Source organism: Burkholderia sp. Bmkn7, assembly GCF_041103175.1.
Lineage (GTDB): Bacteria > Pseudomonadota > Gammaproteobacteria > Burkholderiales > Burkholderiaceae > Burkholderia > Burkholderia cepacia.
On record NZ_JBGCUH010000001.1, the window covers coordinates 964,772 to 984,075 of the forward strand.

Annotated in this window: 16 protein-coding genes; 8 read left to right on the plus strand and 8 right to left on the minus strand. The window is 66.9% G+C overall.

The genetic code is table 11. The annotated features are described in order from the left end of the window. The first annotated feature begins 70 nt into the window (after window positions 1-70). Together AB3K92_RS04300 and AB3K92_RS04305 are read left to right on the plus strand one after the other, a co-directional pair. The gene (locus AB3K92_RS04300) at window positions 71-523 is read left to right on the plus strand and encodes a GNAT family N-acetyltransferase (protein WP_048028446.1); all 453 of its coding nucleotides are present in this window, start codon (window positions 71-73) and stop codon (window positions 521-523) included. Window positions 524-538: 15 nt separating this feature from the next. Beyond that, a complete protein-coding gene (locus AB3K92_RS04305) occupies window positions 539-1,558 on the plus strand; it encodes an AraC family transcriptional regulator (RefSeq protein WP_369464505.1) in 1,020 nt (339 codons plus the stop codon). Between the two features lie 156 nt (window positions 1,559-1,714). On the opposite strand, the gene AB3K92_RS04310 is transcribed toward AB3K92_RS04305, so the two are convergent. Next, on the minus strand, window positions 1,715-2,116 hold the full coding sequence (locus AB3K92_RS04310; protein ID WP_021157904.1) for a hypothetical protein: 402 nt from the start codon (window positions 2,114-2,116) through the stop codon (window positions 1,715-1,717). 409 nt (window positions 2,117-2,525) lie between these two features. On the opposite strand from AB3K92_RS04310, the gene AB3K92_RS04315 reads away from it, so the two are divergent. Continuing rightward, on the plus strand, window positions 2,526-3,449 hold the full coding sequence (locus AB3K92_RS04315; protein ID WP_042973774.1) for a recombination-associated protein RdgC: 924 nt from the start codon (window positions 2,526-2,528) through the stop codon (window positions 3,447-3,449). Between the two features lie 357 nt (window positions 3,450-3,806). Here the strand turns inward: AB3K92_RS04315 and AB3K92_RS04320 are convergent, their stop codons facing one another. Then, on the minus strand, window positions 3,807-4,154 hold the full coding sequence (locus AB3K92_RS04320; RefSeq protein ID WP_369464506.1) for a hypothetical protein: 348 nt from the start codon (window positions 4,152-4,154) through the stop codon (window positions 3,807-3,809). A gap of 81 nt (window positions 4,155-4,235) precedes the next feature. Further along, window positions 4,236-5,660 (minus strand): PLP-dependent aminotransferase family protein, encoded by a 1,425-nt coding sequence (locus AB3K92_RS04325; protein ID WP_369464507.1) that lies wholly within the window; start codon window positions 5,658-5,660, stop codon window positions 4,236-4,238. A 553-nt stretch (window positions 5,661-6,213) separates the two neighbouring features. Between AB3K92_RS04325 and AB3K92_RS04330 the strand changes: the two genes are divergently transcribed. Continuing rightward, on the plus strand, window positions 6,214-8,391 hold the full coding sequence (locus tag AB3K92_RS04330; RefSeq protein ID WP_369464508.1) for a DUF4132 domain-containing protein: 2,178 nt from the start codon (window positions 6,214-6,216) through the stop codon (window positions 8,389-8,391). A gap of 10 nt (window positions 8,392-8,401) precedes the next feature. Here AB3K92_RS04330 and AB3K92_RS04335 read toward each other — a convergent pair whose 3' ends face one another. After that, window positions 8,402-9,814, minus strand: coding sequence for a PLP-dependent aminotransferase family protein (locus AB3K92_RS04335; RefSeq protein WP_059708966.1), 1,413 nt, complete (start codon window positions 9,812-9,814; stop codon window positions 8,402-8,404). A gap of 231 nt (window positions 9,815-10,045) precedes the next feature. Here AB3K92_RS04335 and AB3K92_RS04340 point away from each other — a divergent pair, with 231 nt between their 5' ends. Both AB3K92_RS04340 and AB3K92_RS04345 read left to right on the plus strand, forming a co-directional pair. Then, window positions 10,046-11,275, plus strand: coding sequence for an NAD(P)/FAD-dependent oxidoreductase (locus AB3K92_RS04340; RefSeq protein ID WP_369464509.1), 1,230 nt, complete (start codon window positions 10,046-10,048; stop codon window positions 11,273-11,275). 40 nt (window positions 11,276-11,315) lie between these two features. Then, on the plus strand, window positions 11,316-12,467 hold the full coding sequence (locus AB3K92_RS04345) for a branched-chain amino acid ABC transporter substrate-binding protein (RefSeq protein WP_021157897.1): 1,152 nt from the start codon (window positions 11,316-11,318) through the stop codon (window positions 12,465-12,467). A gap of 30 nt (window positions 12,468-12,497) precedes the next feature. Here AB3K92_RS04345 and AB3K92_RS04350 read toward each other — a convergent pair whose 3' ends face one another. The 3 genes from AB3K92_RS04350 to AB3K92_RS04360 all read right to left on the minus strand — a co-directional run bounded on the left by AB3K92_RS04350 (window position 12,498) and on the right by AB3K92_RS04360 (window position 15,015). Next, a complete protein-coding gene (locus AB3K92_RS04350) occupies window positions 12,498-13,406 on the minus strand; it encodes a hypothetical protein (RefSeq protein ID WP_021157896.1) in 909 nt (302 codons plus the stop codon). Between the two features lie 89 nt (window positions 13,407-13,495). After that, window positions 13,496-13,819 carry a TfoX/Sxy family protein gene (locus AB3K92_RS04355; RefSeq protein WP_369464510.1) on the minus strand — a complete coding sequence of 108 codons (324 nt, stop codon included), beginning with the start codon at window positions 13,817-13,819 and terminating at the stop codon, window positions 13,496-13,498. A gap of 263 nt (window positions 13,820-14,082) precedes the next feature. Further along, entirely contained in the window at window positions 14,083-15,015 is a 933-nt protein-coding gene (locus AB3K92_RS04360; protein WP_042973773.1) for a GlxA family transcriptional regulator, read from the minus strand. Window positions 15,016-15,098: 83 nt separating this feature from the next. Here AB3K92_RS04360 and AB3K92_RS04365 point away from each other — a divergent pair, with 83 nt between their 5' ends. Beyond that, the gene (locus AB3K92_RS04365) at window positions 15,099-15,815 is read left to right on the plus strand and encodes a DJ-1/PfpI family protein (protein WP_059621104.1); all 717 of its coding nucleotides are present in this window, start codon (window positions 15,099-15,101) and stop codon (window positions 15,813-15,815) included. 36 nt (window positions 15,816-15,851) lie between these two features. Here the strand turns inward: AB3K92_RS04365 and AB3K92_RS04370 are convergent, their stop codons facing one another. Further along, entirely contained in the window at window positions 15,852-17,588 is a 1,737-nt protein-coding gene (locus AB3K92_RS04370) for a site-specific integrase (protein ID WP_021157892.1), read from the minus strand. A gap of 473 nt (window positions 17,589-18,061) precedes the next feature. On the opposite strand from AB3K92_RS04370, the gene AB3K92_RS04375 reads away from it, so the two are divergent. After that, the gene (locus AB3K92_RS04375) at window positions 18,062-19,273 is read left to right on the plus strand and encodes a tetratricopeptide repeat protein (protein WP_369464511.1); all 1,212 of its coding nucleotides are present in this window, start codon (window positions 18,062-18,064) and stop codon (window positions 19,271-19,273) included. Window positions 19,274-19,304: the final 31 nt, after the last annotated feature.

Below are 19,304 nucleotides of genomic sequence, written 5' to 3' on the forward strand. Positions count from 1 at the left end.
AAAATCGTGAGATAGTTATCCGAGTTTCGCCACGTAAATTTCACATAACGAGAAGAGAGACGGTAAAAACATGGCCACTGCTGAGCAGCTAGAATACCGACCGATGACTGAGCGCGACGTCGGCGCTTTTTATGATGTGCGATTCTCCGTGAGCGAGAATAGAATCCATCCCCACCAGGTTCATCTTCTGAACCGCAACCTCCTGATCGAGAAAATCAGGCAGGGCGGTGGCTGGATCTGTGAATGTGGCGACGAGGTCGCCGGGGTCTGCCTGCCGGTCATCACCGAGACGCCGTTCATCTCGGCCTTGTTTGTGGCACCGCGGTTCCATGGTGTCGGCATCGGCCGCGAGCTGCTTGCCCGTGCGCTTGCATGGCTGAAAGACAAGGGAGTGAATCATGTCACCCTTGTGACCGATCCAGGCTCGCGGGCCGATGGCTTTTACCAGCGTCTTGGGTGGAAGCGCGGCGAATTGGACGAGTACGGGTGTCAGGTCGTATTTACAAAGTTGCTTGTGGACTAGAATCCAAGGAGTCGAATGAAGCCGGTAGCCGACGCGATTCGCCGCACTGCTGCGCAATGTCCAGCGCCACTGCACACCATCTTCATCACGCTCGATTTGATGAAGCGCATGGGTGTTCCGGTCGACGTCCTGCTGAAAGGCACCGGCATTTCTCCTGCAGACATCGAGCGGCCCGGTGCAATGGTGACGCATGCGCAGGAAATGGTCCTGTTTGCGAATGCGCTGGAAGCGACCGGCAACAGCGCGATCGGACTGCATATCGGATATGCAATCCCGGTGACGTCGTACGGCCTGCGCGGCCACGCGATGCTGGTGAGCCCAACGTTGGGCGATGCGCTGCGCATGGGCTTCGAGCACCCGTTGCTCGGGATCAGTTATTTCAGAATCCGGATAACCACAATAGGCGAGACCGCGAGGATTATAGTCGGCGGCTATACCTATCGTACCGACCTGCTTGTCGTAAATACCGACATGGTATTTACCGCTTTACGTCGACAGATACGCGATTTGATCGGACACAATCCCGTTTTTTCCAGAATAGGGTTTGTTTTTCCCGAGCCGCCACACGCGAGTTCTTACGCTGAATTTTTTGACTGCCCCATCGAATTCGAGGCCGATGAAAATTACCTCGAATTCAGCTCATCGGTGCTGGAGATTGCCCTTCCGCTCGCCCATCCGATCGAATTCGAAGTCGCAAGGAAAGCATGCGCCAAGCGTGAATTTGAACTGGCGCACTGGGTTCCGTCCGACCTCATCGGGCGGCTGCTCGCTCTTATGTATGACGACCCTACGTGCCAGGATATCGCGGAACAATCCAGAAAGCTTGGAATGTCAATGCGAAGTTTGCAGCGGAAGCTTCAGGAAATGGGGACATCGTTTAGCGACCTGTATGATATTGTCCGACAAGATCTGACGTCGCGGTATCTTGCGGAAAAGGAATACACAATCAAGGAGATAGCAGCCAGATTGGGGTATAAGAATTCCTCCGCATTCAGTCGGGCAATGAAACGATGGTCAAGATTGTCACCTGAATGATCGCAACATTTCCGAAGAGGCGCCCGTCGCAAGGGCCGTCTTCTTGCTGCTATCAAACATCGGGTTTCTCACCGAGTTATGACCTCGGCCCTTACGCCGCGACACAGAGGGCATTCGTCGGCGGATTTCCTGGCGTGCTCCGATGAAACGGACAAGCTATCCGAATACCCGCGCCCATACCGCCCGAAGGCGTCGCGCGCGGTCTTCGAGGAGATAGGAGGCCGCCAGCGTCAGGAGACCTGAAATTGCGCCCGTCACGATGTGCTCGAGATAGGGGATGCGGTAGTGGCTCGTGTGCGAGTAGGCGTCGCCCAACGTCGTCAGGCAGCCGACGATCAGCGCATTGCCGTATCGATGCGCATAGAGTTTCGCCACGGGCGTGAACGTCAAAAGGACGGCCAGGAGTCCGGTAAGCAGACCTGTATGAAATGCGATAGTCCAGTGGGCAACGCTCATGATGTTGCCCCAGCTCCCCGGCATGCAGGTCATGCACGCACTGGTCGGCTGCCAGAAGCGCTGGATAAACAGTCTGACGCGATGTTTCCACTCGGTTGACATGATGCATTCCCGTCGATGCCGTTGTCATGGCCAACGCCGCCACACGTATCGTTGAAGCAGTTTCCACACCCTTCAACGAGCTTGCTACCCCCGTCCTGGACGGGCCGGCCGTAGGCCAGAGAGGCAGAACAATAACCCGGACATGGGGGGAATACTACTCCACGACCGGAGGGCCGCTGCTTCGACCGAGGCCGGCATTCGACGCTCGCGTCTGTCGGTGCGATCCTGCCCATGACGGGCATCGGGCGTCGGGCTTTCGCGCGAAGTCGCCGTCCGGCGTCAACGGCAAATTCAGCCGGTCCATGCGACAGCGCGATGGAATCGTTCAGCCGGTGTATCGACGTTTGATGCCCTGCCTGGCCGGCGAACGTCCCCGTCATATAGAATGATGCGCTTTGCCCGTACGCCCATGTGGTTCAAGAATCTTCAGCTTCATCGTCTTCCGGCCCCCTGGGCCGTTACCCCCGACCAGATGGAAGCCTGGCTGGCGCCCTACGCGTTTCAGCCGTGCAACAGCATCGAGATGCAGCGCTTCGGATGGGCGTCGCCGCGTGACGACGGCGCGCTTGTGTATTCGAACAACCGGCAGATGCTGCTGGTGTTTCGTTCGGAAAAGAAGCTGCTCCCGGCGTCGGTCATCAATCAGGTGACCAAGGCCCGGGCGCTCGAGGTCGAGGAGCAACAGGGCTTCAAGGTCGGACGAAAGCAGCTGCGCGAACTCAAGGAGCAGGTCACCGACGAACTGCTGCCGCGCGCGTTCAGCATTCGCCGCGATACTCGCGTGTGGATCGATACGGTGAACGGCTGGCTCGTCATCGATGCGGCTTCACAGGCGCTCGCCGACGAGATCCGCGGCCTGCTCGTCAAATCGATCGACCAGTTGCCGCTCGCCGGCGTTCAAGTGGCGCATTCTCCGGTTGCCGCGATGACGGACTGGCTGCTGTCCGGCGAAGCGCCGGGCGGATTCACCGTGGACCAGGACGCCGAGTTGCGTTCGAGCGGCGAAGGCGGCGCCACGGTGCGATACGTCGGCCACGCGCTGGAAGCGAGCGACATGCGCCGGCACATCGAGGCCGGCAAGCAATGCATGCGCCTCGCGATGACCTGGAACGACCGGATCTCGTTCGTGCTGACGCCGTCGCTGACGATCAAGCGCGTGACGCCGCTCGACGTGATCAAGGAGGCGGCGGATCCCACCGCGCAGAACGACGACGAGCGCTTCGATTCGGACGTCACGCTGATGACGGGTGAATTGGCGCGGATGCTCGCCGATCTCGTCGACAGCCTCGGGGGTGAGCAGCAGCACGACTCGATTCAAAAGGCAGCAGCCTGAACGCCGTCGGTTGTCGCGGATCATGGCTCGGTGACAACGAGGCTTCGCGCTGACGCGATGTTTCGAGGAGACCTGTCGCCGCGCCGGCGACGGGTCGCACCTCAATGACGATCGTCGGGATCAGTCGTCAACGACGACCGTTTCCGGTTCGACTTCCGACATTCATCAAGAGACCGAAGCAATATCTATCGCCGACTTGTGACAAGAGTCGCTGACGCGAGTCCTCCACGATTCGCGATTAGAGTCGGCAACAGACCGGAAGAGCAAAGCGAGGCAGCGCTCGACGCGAAGCGGTGTGACAGGGCCGTGGCCCAATGCTTCTTCCAGCGAGTGCTCCGCACCGGACAAGATCGTCACCTATCCGGAGCTCGCAAGAGTGAGCATGTTTTCGTCAGAACGGCTGCGCGCATGAGCAGCCGCGCCGAGAACAGTCATCAGCCCAAGCGCGAACTCAAGCGACGCGTGCGCGGCTTTCGACTGCCGGAGCGGGCGCAGGCATTCCTGCCGTGCTTCGTTCCGACTCGCCAACGCTTCGCGTTCAGTCGTCATTTGCCGCAGGCTCCAAGCAACCGCAAGCAACTTCGCGATGCGACTCGAAACCCGGCGCCCTTTCACCGGCATTACCCCGAATCCGTGCGGCGACGCCTGCATGGCAGCTTCAACAGTGTGGTGTTGTCCTGCCAACGCCAACGTGGCAAAGCTCATCGCACTCCCCCGCCAAACCAAAAACAAAGCCGGCCCCAAGCCGGCTTCGTCATGCCCCCTCGAGCAACAACACGCCCCCCGTCACTTCATGCAAGCCGAGGCGAGCTTCCCCACCGCAATCACCGCCTGCTCGATCTCCGGCGACCACGGACTGCTGTAGTTGAGGCGGATGAAATTCCGGTAGCTGTCCGCGATCGAGAACATGTAGCCGGGCCCGATCGTGATGCCCTGCTCCAGCGCGAGCTGGTACAGCCGCATCGCATCGACTTGCGCGGGCAACTCGACCCACAGCACATAGCCACCCGCCGGGCTCGAGATGCGCGTGCCTTCCGGGAAGAACCGCGACACCATCGCCCGCATCAGGTTCGCCTGCTGCGCATACGCCTTGCGCAAGCGCCGCAGGTGATGCTCGTAACCGTCGCGTTCGAGAAACTCCGCGATCGCGAGTTGCGGCAACGACGGCGTCGCGAGCGTGTTCAGGAATTTCAGCTTCTCGACCTGATCGCGATAACGGCCCGGCAGCGCCCAGCCGATCCGGTACGCGGCCGTCAGGCTCTTCGAGAACGACGAGCAATGCAGCACGATCCCGTTGCGGTCATACGACTTCAACGAACTCGGATGCGCATCGCCGAAATACAGTTCGTTATACACACCATTCTCGATCAGCGGCATTCCGGCCTTCGTCGCGAACTCGACCAGTTCGCGCTTGCGTTCGTCGGGCATCTGGAAGCCGAGCGGGTTCTGGAAGTTCGGCATCACCATGCACGCGGCGATCGGTTGCGACTTCGCGATCGCGGCCAGCGCCGCGATGTCGATCCCGTATTCCGGATGCGTGGCCACCTCGATCGCCTTCATCCCCATCCGCTCGATCGCATGCAGCATCGCGTAGAACGTCGGCGATTCCACCGCGATCGTGTCGCCCGGCTTCGCCACCGCCTGCAGGCACAGGTTGATCGCCTCGGTCGCACCGACCGTCACGATGATCTCGTTCGGGTCCACCGACATCCCGTTTTCCAGGTAGCGCCGTGCGATCTGACGGATCAGCCGCGGATGCCCGGGCGGCAATCCGTCCGTCACGCCCCACAGCGACTTGTCGCGGCCGGCCGCGTACGCATAGCGGTTCAGCTTCTCGAACGGGAACAGGCTCGGGTCCGGGTACGGCGAGCCGAGCGGCACGGCGTCGTCGGTGCCGATCGAACGCAGCGTCGACAGCACGAGCCGGCTCACGTCGACCGACGACGAGATCGCGATCGGCTTCGACGGCCGCAACTCGCGCACCGGTGCATGGCCGTCGTCGCGCCGCAGGTTCACGAAATAGCCGGACTGCGGGCGGCTTTCGAGCAGCCCGCGGCTTTCCAGCAGCAGATACGCGTGCAGCACGGTCGTGATGCTGATCCGGTGCTGCTGGCTCGCCTGCCGCACCGACGGAATCCGGTCGCCGTGCCGATACACGCCCTGGCGGATCAGGCGCTCGATGTCGTCCGCGAGCTTTTCATAGAGTTTCATCGGGTGCCTCCCGCCGGCCTGCGCAGCCGCCCCGCCCCGCTGCGCTCATCCGATACGCACGGGTTCCGCCCGTCGGCCGGGCCATCGTGATTCCTGATCTTTCCCTCCGGTTTTGCCTTTTCCATCGCACTGGCTCGCTCTTGAAGATGCGCCAGCAGGGTTCCGGTACGACTGGATCTGCGGCACTGTGCCCTTGATGCTGGAATCTTAAGAGCAGAACAGTTGGCGACGAGTACACACATCGTTCGCGCGAACAAGAGTACAGTTCGGCGCGAATCGCGCATCGTGGGCGAACTGTACGTCTTATGAAACGGCCGGGCCGCCGCAAGCGGCGCACAGCGTGGCCGGATCGGCCCGGAACGCCCGCCGCACGGCCTTCCGCCCGGCTGCATCAATTGGGGTGCAATACTGTGCGTCCGCTCGGTTTTCATTCCCGGAGTCAGACCATGCAGTACACGATCGAACAGGCACCCAACCTCGGCGGCGTGATCCGCGCTGCCCGGAACGTCCGGAAATGGCGCGGGAACGATGCGGTCGGCACCGGGGCCCGCGGATGACTGATCGCGCCCTCGTCGACCAGCTCGTCGCGCGGCTGACCAGCCGTGCCGACCATCAGCGCTTCGCCGGCGCGCCGATCGACCTGTCGACGCTCGACGCGCACGCGCTCGGCGCGGTCTGGCCGGCCCTGCGCCGTGCCGAGTACGAGATCATGGTGCGCGACCATGCATTCGAGGATCCGCGCGCCGATTTCGCGCGCTGGCTGCACCGACAGATCGATGCGCTCGGACTCGTGCCGCTCGTCGACGCCGATGCCGCGCTCGAACTGTTCCGCGACATCCCGGCCGGCGGCTGGAAACGTGCACTGGAGGAATTGCCCTGTCTCGACGCGCTGCCGTCGCCCGCGCTGCAGGCCGAACTCGCGCGCATCGCGGGCGAGCCGGAGGAAGGCGACGAGCGCACCGCAGCCAGCACGTATGGCGTGTATACGCTCGACCGGTTCGCCGGCCGCCGCGACTTCTCGGCGCGACGCGACGCGTATGCGCAGGCGCTGGCGGATTCGCCGTTTCGCGTGCGCGAACTCGACGTGCTGCCCGAACTCGGGCTGGCCGGGCTGCTCGCGCTGGCCGCGACGAACAACGGTTATTTCGCGCCGAGGCGGTTGTGGCTCGACTTGAGCGATCCGGCCGTCACGCTCGCGGAAGACGCCGCGTATGTCGCGTTCGCGCGCGATGCGCTGACGGAAGCCGCGCAACGACTGGCGGCGCTCCATGCGGGCGCCGTCCCATACGAGGCCGATCGGGCATTCACGACCGACGACGCGCAGGTCGTCGCCCGGGCCGCCCGCGTGGCCGCCTATCGCGACGAAGCATGGCTGCGCCCGCTGATCGGGCCGCTGCTGACCGGCGTGTGCGTCGCGCCGACGGCCGCGAAGACCGCGCCGTCCCAGTCGCTCGCGATCGCGCTCGGCCACGCGGTCGAGACGATCCCGACCCCCGAGGGCGTGCGCGCGCTGCGCGATGCACTCGCCATCGTGCGTCACGCGGGCGTGCAGAAGAAGCTGGCACGCAACCTGAAGCCGGCCGAGCGCGCGCTCGGCGAGCGGCCGCACACCGCGCTGCGCATGACGCTCGACGCGAAGCCCGACAAGAAACAGCTCGCGATGCTCGCGACCTGCATGGAAGCCGGCTTCTGGCAGTCGATGACGCTCGGCCACGCCGAATGGCGCGAACGCCTCATCGATGCGCCGGCCGGCGCCGCGTTCGCGGCGCGCACGATCTGGCACGCGCGCGGCCGCGATGGGTCGACGCAGTCGTTCATGCCCGAGATCGCAAAGGGCAAGGTCGTGCTGCGCGACGCGGCCGGGCACGCGATCGACATCGCCGGCGACAGCGACATCCGGTTATGGCACCCGCTGCTGGCCGATGCGGACGAGCGGCTCGCGTGGCAACGCGCGATCGTCGGCCGCACGCTGCGGCAGCCGGTCAGGCAGGCCTTCCGCGAATACTACGTACCGGCCGACGGCGACGCGTCCGCCAGCGATTCCGCGATGTTCGAAGGCCACGTGCTGTCGAGCCGGCAGTTGATCGGCGTCGCGCGTCGCGAAGGCTGGTCGATCCGCGCGTACGACGACGGGCTCGTCCGAGAATTCGGCGAAGTGCGCGCGACTTTCTTCGTCGATGCGCGGCTCTATCCGGGCTCGGAAAGCCACGGCACGTCGCGCCGGCTGCACTTCGAACGCCGGCACGACCGGCACTGGATACCGCTGCCGATCGGCGAAATCGATCGTGTGGTGTTCTCGGAAGTGGCGCGCGCGGTCGATCTGCTCGTCAGCGTCGCCGCGTTCGCGCTCGACGACGACGCAACCCGCGCGGCGACGGCCGCGCTCACGGCCGACCCGGTGCGCCAGCGCGAGCGCGAAGCACAACGCTGGCAGCGCCTGAACCGGTTGTCGGACGTGCCGCTGGGCACGATGGCGCGGCATCGCCGGCACGTGCTGTCGCTCGTGTTCGCCGGGCCGGTGGCGCAAGGGAAGATGACGATCGATGAACGGCATGTGCGCGTCGGCGCGTGGTCGGTGCATTGCGCGACCGGGCGTGTGACGCGCGACGGCGAACCCGTCGATGCCGCGATCGAGCCGCCGCCATCGCCGCTGCGCGCAGTGCCGTGGCTGCCTTACGACGAAGCGCTGCTGCAGCGGATCGTCGACGTCGTCGCGGGGTTGCTCGATTGAGCGGACGCCGTCAGATCGAACCGAACAGCGCGCGCGGCCGGTCCTTCAGCGTGCCGGCGAGAATCCGCAGCCCGTTGACGAGTTCGTCGCGCGAGGCAGGGCACGCGAGGTTGATGCGCACGCCGTGCTCGATCTCCGCGCGATCGACCGCGAACGTCGACGACGGCATCACGATCACGCCGCGCGCCTTCGCGTTCGCGGCGAAGTCGTCGGCGCGCCACGGCGGCGGCAGGCGCAACCACACGAACATGCACGCCGGGTCGGATTTCAGCTGCCCGGCCGGCAACAGCTCCCGCGCGAGATCGACGCGCGCGCGGATCTCCGCGAGTTGCGCGCCCATGATCCGCGCGGCGGTGCCGTCCTCGATCCACACGGTCGCGATCAGCATCGACGTGGGGGCCGGCATCCACGCGGTCGTGCGCACCGCCTCCGCGCACAGTGCGACGCTGTCGCGCGGGCAGCTCAGGTAACCGAGGCGCAACCCCGGCGCGAGGATCTTCGACGTCGCGCCGATATGAAACGTCAGCTCGGGGCACAGCCCCGCGATCGCCGGCAGCCGGTCGCGCACGAGCGGGCCGTATACGTCGTCCTCGATGATCGTCACGTGATGGCGGCGCGCGATGTCGACGAGCGCCATCCGGCGCGCGAGGCTCATCGTCGTCACGGTCGGGTTCTGCAGGTTCGGCACGACGAAGATCGCCTTGACCGGCATGCGCTGGCAGATCCGCTCGATCTCGTCGGGCAGCAGGCCGTCGTCGTCGGCCGGCGCGCTGACGATCTCGAACTGGAATACCGGCGCGAGCGCCTTGAGCCCGTAATACGTGAGGCGGTCGGCCACGATCACGCCGTCGGTGCCGATCAGGCTGTTCAGTACCGCGTACAGCCCGTGCTGCGCGCCGCTCGTGACGACCACCTGGTCGCGCGACGGCGCGAAGCCCGGCGCGGCGAGCCACTGCGCGCCGGCGGCGCGCGCCCAGTCGGGGCCCTGCGGCGGCTGGTATTCCTGGAGGGCGGCGAAACGCGGGTCGTTCGGCAGCGTGCCGAACGTCTGCGCGAGGCTCGCGAGAAACTCGCCGGTGGCCGGGCGGTTCACCGTCAGGTCGATCACGCCGTTGCCCGCCGCGAGCGACGCGCGGGCCGGCTCGATGCTCGGCATCGCGCCGCCGGTGACGAGCGAGCCGCGCCGTTTGCTGCCGATCACGAGGCCGCGCAGCTGCAATTCCTTGTACGCCCGGGACACGGTCGACACGTTGATGCCGAGCTCGGTCGCGAGCTGGCGCTGCGGCGGCAGGCGGCTGCCCGGCGGATACATGCCGCTGCGAATTTCCTCCTCGATCGAGCTCGATACCTCGACGTAGGTCGGCCGCTTCGCCTGCGCCGGCGCGCCGCCGTCGCGCTCGCCGGAAAGTTTGTCTGATGCCATTTATCGCCCGTGACCACACAAAAAGCGTTTGTCTGCCATTTTGACCTGCCCAGCGATTGTATCCGACATCCCCTCCCCGTCAAACGTCAGTTGAAAAATCTGTCGAATCAGTCAGTTGGAATCGGGTAAACACTAGCGCCACACAATCTCATTTTGATTGCACACAAAAAATTACTGTGTGATTCTTGATCGCAACTTTGTGTGAATCATGTGGACCGGAGGGAACGCGTCATGGCGAATGTCGCCATCGTGGGTGCAGGCTTCATCGGGCTCGGCGCGGCTGCATGGCTGCAGCGCGACGGGCATCGCGTGACGCTGTTCGACCCGGCCGGCATCGGCCAGGGCGCGTCGTTCGGCAATGCCGCGACGTTCGCGCCGTACGGCTGCGTGCCGGTGAACGGCCCGTCGGTGTTCCGCGACATGCCGCACTTCCTGTTCGCCGCCGACAGCCCGCTGCGCATCCGCTGGCCGTACCTGCTGCACGGCGCGCCGTGGCTCGCGCGGTTCCTGCTCGCATCGACGCCCGCGCGCCACGCACGCAGCGCGACCGCGCTGGCCGCGCTGCTGTCGCGTGCCGCCGACGGTTATACGCCGCTGCTTGCACCGTCGCGGCTCGCCGCGTTCGTGCGGCCGCGCGAATGCCTGTACCTGTATGCGCGGCAGGCGTCGTTCGACGCCGCGCAGCCGTCGCTCGCGCTACGGCGCCGGCTCGGCGTGCCGTTCGAGACGCTCGACGCGAGCGCGATCCGCCGGCTCGAGCCCGCACTCGCGCCGATCTTCACGCGCGGCGTGCTATTCGTCGGAAGCTGGCACTTCTCCGATCCGTGCGGATTCCTCGGCGCCCTGTTCGCGCACCTCGCCACCGGCGGCGCCGCGCTCGAACGCACGCGCGTCGAACGGATCGAGCCCGCCGGCGACAGCGTGAACGTGCATGCGGGCGGCGCCGCGCGCACGTTCGATCACGTCGTCATTGCCGCCGGCGCCCGCTCGCGCGCACTCGCGTCCGCGTGCGGCGACACGGTGCCGCTCGATACCGAGCGCGGTTATCACGTGCAGTTCGGCGCGCACGAGCCGATCGTCTCGCGGCCGGTCGGCTGGGCCGAGCGCGGCTTCTACATGACACCGCTCGACGAAGGGCTGCGCGCGGCCGGCACCGTCGAACTCGGCGGCTTCGACGCGCCGATGAATCCGTCGCTCGTCGCACTGCTCACGCGTTCCGCGCGCGAAGCCGTGCCGTCGCTCGGCGCACCGACGCGCAGCTGGCTCGGCTTCCGGCCGACGCTGCCGGACGGCGTGCCCGTGATCGGCCGCGCGCGGCGCAGCGCGCGCGTGATCCACGCATTCGGCCATCAGCATCTCGGCGTGACGCTCGCCGGCATCACCGGGCAAATCGTCGCCGACCTCGTCGCCCAGCGCGCACCGCCGCTGGACCTCGCACCGTACCGGGCCGCGCGATTCTGACGCGCGCCGCGATTTTCACCACTGCAAGGAGGCATCCATCATGAATCGTCGTAACTGGCTGGTTTGGCTGGCCGTCTGCTCGATCGGCACGGTCGGCGCATCCGCGCAGGCCGCGGACCCCGAAACCGTCAAGATCGGCTTCGCCGGCCCGCTGACGGGGCCCGTCGCGCGCGTCGGCAAGGATCTGCAATACGGCGCGCAACTCGCGCTCGACGAAGAGAACGCGAAACATCCGACCGTGGGCGGCAAGCCCGTGCGCTTCGTGCTCGACGTACAGGACGACCAGGCCGATCCGCGCATCGCGATCCAGGTCGCGCAGAAGCTCGTCGACGACGGCGTGGTCGGCGTGATCGGCCACTACAACTCGGGCTGCAGCATTCCCGCGTCGGCCGTCTACAAGCAGGCGAACGTCGCGATGATCACGCCCGGCTCGACCAATCCGCAACTGACGATGCAAGGTTTCAAGAACGTATTCCGCACGATGGGGCACGACGGCGTCGGCGGCGTGGTGGCCGGCCGTTTCGCGGTCGAGCAGCTGAAGGCGAAACGGATCGGCATCATCGACGATCGCACCGCGTTCGGCCAGGGTCTCGCCGACGCATTCGAGAAGGGCGTGAAGGACGCGCACGGCAGCATCGTGTCGCGCGAATACACGAACGACAAGGCCGTCGATTTCCGCGCGATCCTGACGACGATGAAGAGCAACAACGTCGACCTGCTGTTCTTCGGCGGCCTCGACGAACAGGGCGCGATGCTCGTCAAGCAGATGCGCTCGCTCGGCATCCGCGCGCAGCTGTTCGGCGCCGGTGCATTGAAAAGCAATGCATTCCTGAAGATCGCCGGCACCTCGGGCGAAGGCACGCAGGATCTCGAACCGGGGCCGGCGCTCGACAAGCTGCCTTCCGCGGTCGCGTTCGCGCAGCGCTACAAGGCACGCTTCAACCAGGATGTGGAGCTCTATGCGCCGTTCTCGTACGACGCGGCGCTCGCGATGATCGCGGCGGTACGCAAGGCCGATTCGCTTGATCGCGGCAAGATCGTCGCGAGCCTGCCCGGCGTGTCGGTCACCGGCGTGACCGGAAAGATCTCGTTCGACGAGCGCGGCGACCTGATCAAGCCGCCGTACACGCTGTTCCGCGTCGAACAGGGGCAGTGGCACAGCATCCGCACGGTCGGCGGCGCGTCGAACTGACGCGCGGCGGCGCGACCGGGAACCACACCGTCATCGCGCCGCCTGCTGCCGCTGCACCTCCTGCGCTTTCATCTGCAGATACGCGCCGCGCTCGACCTCGTGCAGCTGCTGCGGATACTGCTCGGTCGCGTCGAACCAGCGCGCGAGGCGCTGGTCGAGCGGCTTGTCGAGCGTCGCGAGATACGCATCGATCGCGAGGTAGTAGCGCATCGTGTTGCGCTCCAGCAGCCCGCGCACGCCGCCGACGTACTGCGGCTGCGCGGCCGATCCGCCGACGTTCGTGAAGCCGACCTTGTCGCTGCCGACGGTCGCCAGGTAGGTCTTCATCGCCATGCGGCCGACCGTGCCGAAACCATACGAATACGTGAGATGCAGGAACGTGCGCGACGCGCCGACCGGCACGGCCTCCAGCGCGATCCGGTAATCCTTCGTGCCCATCGGGCCGCTGTCGGCGGTCAGGTCGACCTGGAAATAGTCGGGCGATGCGGCCGCCACGCGATAGCGGAACTGCACGCGATAGGTGTCGGACAGCTTCTGCTGGATCTTGCGGCCGAGGTTCACGTCGAGCACCGGGCCGTTGCCGCCGCCCGATGCATGACAGTACTTCGTGTTCAGGTGCAGGATCAGCACCGCGCACCAGTTCGCGGGGCCCTGCGCGGGATCGTCGAGCTGCCCGCTCACGACCGAGAACGGATAGTCGACCACCGCGTAGATGTCGCCCTTCAGCGACGACGATGCTTCCGCCGATTCGAGCACCAGCGGCCGGTGAAACGCGTTGTCCTTCAGTTGCGCGCCGAGGCTGCGGTAACGGTCGAGCAACGCCGCCGCGTCGTCCGCGCCGAACGACAGCGCGCTCCAGCCCGTACACAGGGCCGCGACGAGCGCGTACCGGGCGCAGCGAGCCAGCCACGTGCCGCGCGGATGTCCGGATGTCTTCATTCTTGTGCTCCCGCCTGGCGCGCGAGGGTCGCGCACCTGTGTCACAGAATACGCCTGGCCGCAGCGCAACATTGCATGCGAAAAGGCCGCTATCGACGCCGCTTCACCGGCACCGGCAACTGCGCGGCGGTGATCCGGATCAGCGCCGACAGCCATTCACGATCGTCCCAGCGCGCGCCCGAGATGACGAGGTGCGGCTTCGCGCCCGGATACGGCGAGCCTTCCTCGCACGCGCCGAGAAACGCACGGCCTTCGGGCGTCGGCTTGACGAACAGCCGATCGTCGCAGACGAGCGCCGCCATCTTGCCGTCGCAATAGATACCGTACTCGCCGAACATCTTGCGCGCCGATATCGTGCCGGCCGCCGCCATCTGCTCGACGATGAAATCGACTGTGCCCTGGCTCGATGCCATCCCTGCTCCTTCCAAAAGGCGTATGACCGCAGCGTGTGCCCGACCGTTCCGCCTGATCGATGGATGCGCTGCGGTGCGTCATCCATTCGTCGGCGGAACGCGCATTCGGGTGCATTCAGGCACATGCAGGCATTCCCGGCCCGCGACACGCTGCGTGCCATGCCGTGTCGTGTCGTGTCGTTCCGTGTCGCGACAGTCACATGACGGCGCGCGGCCGAGCGAGACGACCGCGATCGACGACGTAACAAAGCGACAACGCCCGCCTACGAACGCAATGCCGACGGCGCGACGCCCAGCCAGCGATGAAAGCTGCGCCGCATGTTTTCGGTATCGCCGAAACCGCACTCGTTCGCCACGCGCTGCAGCGACGCCGCCCCGCTTTCGAGCGCCGCGCGAGCGGCTTCCACGCGCAGTTTCTCGACGGCCTTGGCCGGCGTGAGGCCGGTTTCCGTCTGGAACGCCCGCGCGAACTGACGCGGGCTCATGCACGCCTGCTCGGCTAGGTCGCTCACGCGCAGGCGCGCGCCGAGATTGCGGCGAATGTGGTCGAGCAACGGCTTGAAGCGCCCTTGCGCGCTGTCGAGCTCGATCAGCGCCGAGAACTGCGACTGTCCGCCGGGGCGCCGGTAGTACACGACCAGACGTTTCGCGACGGCGCGCGCGAGCCGTTCGCCGCGATCCTCGCCGATCAACGCGAGCGTCAGGTCGATGCCGGCCGTGATGCCGGCGCTCGTCCAGAACGGCCCGTCGTTCACATAGATGCGATCGAGCGCGAGCCGCACCTGCGGAAACGCCCGCGCAAACCGCTCGCCGCAGCCCCAGTGCGTGGTCGCCAGCCGGCCGTCCAGCACACCGGCGGCGGCCAGCAGCAGGCTGCCCGAGCAGACACTCGCCACGCGGATGCCGCGCGCCGCGCAGCGCCGGACGAACGCGCACGTCGCCGCGTCGGCCATCGCGGCATCGACGCCGTCGCCGCCCGCGACCAGCAACGTGTCGAGATCCGCCGCATCCGGCAACGGTTCGGCGTGCCAGCTCACGCCCGACGAACTGCGCACCAACCCCGGCTGCGCCGCGACGATGCGAACCGCGTAATACGGCGTGCGCGCGTAGTCGGCCATCTCGAACGCGGAAACGGGCCCGGCGGCATCCAGCACCTGGAAACCGGGATATACGAGCATGGCGACGCGATGGGTCATGGCAGAAAGTGCGGGAGAAATGACATTGCGACGGACAGCGCGCGGCGCGATGCTACACGCCGCTCATACCTGGGGAGATCGTGATGGCCACCACGCCGTTCATCGTCGTATTCGCATTGTTCGATCATGTCACGCAGCTCGATTTCACCGGGCCGGACGAAGTGTTCTGGCGTCTGCCGGGCGCGCGGATCCGGCGGGCCTCGGTGCGCGGCGGATCGATTCGCGCGGACAGCGGCCTGACCGTTGCCGAGGTCGAGCGGCTCGCCGACATCGCGCATGCCGATCTCGTCTGCGTGCCGGGCGGGCTCGGCGTGATCGATGCGATCGCCGACGCTGCATTCGTCCGCGAGGTGCGCCGGCTCGCGCTCGGCGCCCGCTATGTTACCTCCGTGTGCAGCGGGTCGCTGGTGCTCGGCGCGGCCGGGTTGCTGCAAGGCCGGCGGGCCGCCTGCCACTGGGCGTGGCGCGACCTGCTGCCGCCGTTCGGTGCGATCGTCGACGAAGGCCGCGTGGTGCGCGACGGCCCGGTCGTCACGGGCGGCGGCGTCACCGCCGGCATCGACATGGCGCTCTCGGTGATGGCCGACCTGGCCGGCCCGGCCTACGCGCAAGCGGTGCAGCTCGGCATCGAATATGCGCCCGAGCCGCCGTTCGACTGCGGACGTCCCGAGCGGGCCGCGCCGGACATTCTCGCGTCGGTGTCCGCGCTGTTCGAGCGCGTGCGGCCCGATCGTCATGCGGTCGTGGCGCGTGCGGCTCAGCACCTCGCGCAGCCCGACGCGAACCGACAACCGGCATGACGCGCACGCGGACCCTGCCGGATCGTCGAGACGTCGTTACTTGTCTGCCGCAAACGCGCTCGACATCTGCCGCGCCCGCTTCACGTCGTCGCCGTGCAGGTAGATCGACGTCGTCGAGATCGACGCATGCCGCAGGTTGTCGCGCACGGTCGTCAGCTCCGCGCCGCGCGCCAACGCATGCGTCGCATGCGTGTGGCGCATCCAGTGCGGGCTCGCCTGTCGCAGCTTCTGCGCGAGCGCGGGGTTGTCGGCCTCGACCTGATCGGCCGTCTGCGTGAAGAAACGCTGCATCACCTTCCACAGCCGCACGCTCGTGATCGCGGCCGCGCCGTCTTCCGCGAGGCTCGCGATCAGCGGCGTATCGGGCCGCCAGCGCACCGGCGTGACCGGCAGCCGGCGGGCGACCAGGTAACGGTCGAGCGCCGTGCGCGCGAGTGGCGGCAGCGCGACGCGCGCGGCCTTGCCGCCCTTGCCGACCACCTTCAGCCACGCGTCGCCGTGCGCATCCGTCTCGATGCCGCCGAGCGTCGCGCCGACCAGCTCGCTCGCGCGCAGCCCGGTCGCATAACCGAAATCGAGAATGAAGCGCAGCCGTTGCGCGGCGGCCGGCGTCCAGCCCGACTGCGGCGCACCGGCCGCCGTGCCGGTGCGGAACTCGAGCCCGTCGGCGATCGTGCGCACGAGCAGCCATTCGCCTTCGGTGAACGCGTGCGACGTGTCGAGTGCGTTCGCGCCGCGCGTGTCGCGCACCTTGACGCCCGCGAACGGATTCGCCAGCAGATAGCGCTGTTCGATCAGCCAGCGGAACAACGCGCCGAGCACCGACAGCGTGTACGCCGCCGAACGCGCGGACAGCGCGCCCGAGAACGGCCGCCAGTCGGGCGCGCCGCGCGGCCGCACGGGCCCGACCCAGCGTTCGTGCGGGCTCGGGCGCCGCACGAATGCGCGATACGCGACCGCGTCCTCGGTCGTCAGCGACGACAGCGCGCGGCCGCGCTCGACGATCGCCCACAGGATCAACCGCTCCGCCTCCTTCCGGTACGCACGCCGCGTCGCGGCCGATTCGTGCAGCGACAGCCACGCGTGCACGGCCGCGTAATCGTTGTCCGCATCGAGCGTGCTGGTCGCGCGCGGCGCGCGGAACGTCCCGGCCGAGCCGTCGACCTCGTGCGGCAGCTTCAACTGCTCCCACGGCACGATGCTGCCGCGCGGCGTCGCCGCGATCAGCGCGCGCGCCCGTTCGGTCAGGTCCGGATGCGCGGCGAAAAACGCCTCGATGTGCCGCGCACCGGCCACGCCGAGGCCCGCGATCGCACGCCACCACTGGCGCCGGCGCGGAATCCGCACCGTGAGATCGGCGAGCGTCGCGATCCCGTGCGCCCGCAGCGCGGCGACCGCACGCGCGGGCAGCCACAGGCCGACGTCGTCGCTGATCTGCGGGACCGGCGCGCGCGCATGACGCAGCAGGCCGATCGCTTCGGCGGCCGCCTTCGCCTCCCGAATACGCTCACCGTCGGGATGACCGAGACGCTCCGCGAGATCGGGCCGGCCGGCCTGTCGCGCGACGCGCACGAGGCGGCGGCGAATCCCGCCGATCACGCCGCGCGCCGAGCGCCCTTCGCCGAGACGATCGGGCAGGTAGCGTTCGACGGCCTGGCGCACGGTCATGCCCGCGTACCATGCGCGCAGCGCGGCCAGTTCGTCGGCGTCGGGATAACCTGCGGGCGCAGGCGCGGAATCGGAGGAAGGCGGTGAGGCGAGGCGCGGTTTCATGGGCGCCAGTTTGACAGAAGCGCGCGCGGCCGGATACGTCGCGCACGGCGTTCCGGGGGCGGCGGGCGCCGAGGCGCGCCGGAAAGATCGCAGCGGTGACGCGTAGCGCGAAAGGATGCGAGGATCGATCGAATTGCGGTCGTTTCACCCGTTTCATCGCTGTGGAATCGATTATCGTGCGGGTCGACATGTCACGACCCGACACGAGTCGCGACATCGTCGATCCACGTGCGACACCGAAACCAAACGGGAAACGAGCGCCCGGTACACGCCTGCTATGCTGCGCACTGCATTCGCGCGTCATGCGTCCGCCGCTTCCTTGCATGACGCTGCGGCGCGCGGGTTCCGCACTGAATTGCGCCGAGCGCCCCTACGATCCGCCGCAGGCCGCCGACGGTTTCGCAACAGCGTCAACGCATGTCGATTTCAGGCCGTCGAACAACAAGATCCATACCGACAAGCACGCCAATTCCATGACATTCCGACTTCTCGCCGCGCTCGCTGCCGCGGTCTTGAGCTGCGCCGTGCTGCCCACCGCCCACGCGCGCACCTATGTCCCGCCGACAGCGTCGTTCGGCAACGGGCCTTATGTGCATCGGTTCGTGCTGCGCGACCCCGTCACGCACCGGCCGCTGCCGAATGCGCGATACCGGTTGCTGCTGCCCGGACACGCGATCGCGGGGCTGCCGCGCCATCAAGCAGGCGGCAACAGCGTCGTGTTCGGCACGACCGATGCCGCCGGACGCACCGTGCGGATCCGCCTGCCCGCGCGGTACCCCGAGAGCCAATGGGCGCTTCAGCCTGTCGTGGGCGAAGGCGACAGCGGCGGGACGTTTCAGGTGATCGACGAAGATACGGGGCGGCCCTACGGCCATTACCCGTACGTACTCGACGTGACGGGGGAATACCTCGTCTGCGGGCGCATCGATGCCAACGGCTACACCGTCTTCGTGCAGTCGAACGTGAACCGCAAGCTCAGGTTGCGTCGCACGGTATTGCGCGCGCCGGCGGACACCGACTGGTGTGCGGGGCCCGGCACGGACATCGCCAACCATGCCGGCGATCCGGGCACGCCCGATCTCTACACGCAGTATCTCGGCAGCCTGGTCGCCGACGGCCGGCACCTCGGCCGGGCACTCCGGGAACAGATCGCGGCCAAGATGATCGCGCTGGCGATTGCCGAGCGGGACGAAGGCCGCATCGACACCGCGCTCGACGCAGGCAATTTCTCGGGCGACCTGTTGAACGGCATCGGCTACGACCTCGTCAACGCCGGCCTGAAGATCGATCGTGCGATGGCGATGATCGATGCGCGCCTCGCGCAGTCACCCGATGACCCGTATGCGCTCGACAGCAAGGGCTGGGCGCTCCATCGCCTCGGTCGCGACGACGAAGCGCTGACGTGGTTCGACCGGTCGATCGCGATCCTCGCGAAGGAAGGCGACGCGGACAAGGACGTGCGCGAAGCCCATGCGACCGGGCTGACGCACAAGGGCGAAGTACTGTGGAAGCTGGGCCGCGCGGATGACGCGCGCGATGCGTTCGCGCAGGCGCGGAAGATTCAGCCGGACAACGCGGACCTGGAAGAAACACTGAAGCGGCTGAACGTGGGGGCGAGCCCGGACGGCGCGGCGTCGCCCGGTACGAGCAGTACGAGCAGTACGAGCGGTACACGCGGTACGTAAGCGCACGCACGCGCCGCGCGCCGTGATTTCA

What these genes read in the sequence shown, in the direction of transcription:
- AB3K92_RS04335 (WP_059708966.1), bottom strand. Translation starts at nt 9,814, where the DNA reads ATGGCATCAGACAAACTTTCCGGCGAGCGCGACGGCGGCGCGCCGGCG.
- AB3K92_RS04375 (WP_369464511.1), top strand. Translation starts at nt 18,062, where the DNA reads ATGACATTCCGACTTCTCGCCGCGCTCGCTGCCGCGGTCTTGAGCTGC.
- AB3K92_RS04345 (WP_021157897.1), top strand. Translation starts at nt 11,316, where the DNA reads ATGAATCGTCGTAACTGGCTGGTTTGGCTGGCCGTCTGCTCGATCGGC.
- AB3K92_RS04340 (WP_369464509.1), top strand. Translation starts at nt 10,046, where the DNA reads ATGGCGAATGTCGCCATCGTGGGTGCAGGCTTCATCGGGCTCGGCGCG.
- AB3K92_RS04350 (WP_021157896.1), bottom strand. Translation starts at nt 13,406, where the DNA reads ATGAAGACATCCGGACATCCGCGCGGCACGTGGCTGGCTCGCTGCGCC.
- AB3K92_RS04310 (WP_021157904.1), bottom strand. Translation starts at nt 2,116, where the DNA reads ATGTCAACCGAGTGGAAACATCGCGTCAGACTGTTTATCCAGCGCTTC.
- AB3K92_RS04325 (WP_369464507.1), bottom strand. Translation starts at nt 5,660, where the DNA reads ATGAAACTCTATGAAAAGCTCGCGGACGACATCGAGCGCCTGATCCGC.
- AB3K92_RS04355 (WP_369464510.1), bottom strand. Translation starts at nt 13,819, where the DNA reads ATGGCATCGAGCCAGGGCACAGTCGATTTCATCGTCGAGCAGATGGCG.
- AB3K92_RS04330 (WP_369464508.1), top strand. Translation starts at nt 6,214, where the DNA reads ATGACTGATCGCGCCCTCGTCGACCAGCTCGTCGCGCGGCTGACCAGC.
- AB3K92_RS04320 (WP_369464506.1), bottom strand. Translation starts at nt 4,154, where the DNA reads ATGAGCTTTGCCACGTTGGCGTTGGCAGGACAACACCACACTGTTGAA.
- AB3K92_RS04300 (WP_048028446.1), top strand. Translation starts at nt 71, where the DNA reads ATGGCCACTGCTGAGCAGCTAGAATACCGACCGATGACTGAGCGCGAC.
- AB3K92_RS04365 (WP_059621104.1), top strand. Translation starts at nt 15,099, where the DNA reads ATGGCCACCACGCCGTTCATCGTCGTATTCGCATTGTTCGATCATGTC.
- AB3K92_RS04315 (WP_042973774.1), top strand. Translation starts at nt 2,526, where the DNA reads ATGTGGTTCAAGAATCTTCAGCTTCATCGTCTTCCGGCCCCCTGGGCC.
- AB3K92_RS04360 (WP_042973773.1), bottom strand. Translation starts at nt 15,015, where the DNA reads ATGACCCATCGCGTCGCCATGCTCGTATATCCCGGTTTCCAGGTGCTG.
- AB3K92_RS04370 (WP_021157892.1), bottom strand. Translation starts at nt 17,588, where the DNA reads ATGAAACCGCGCCTCGCCTCACCGCCTTCCTCCGATTCCGCGCCTGCG.
- AB3K92_RS04305 (WP_369464505.1), top strand. Translation starts at nt 539, where the DNA reads ATGAAGCCGGTAGCCGACGCGATTCGCCGCACTGCTGCGCAATGTCCA.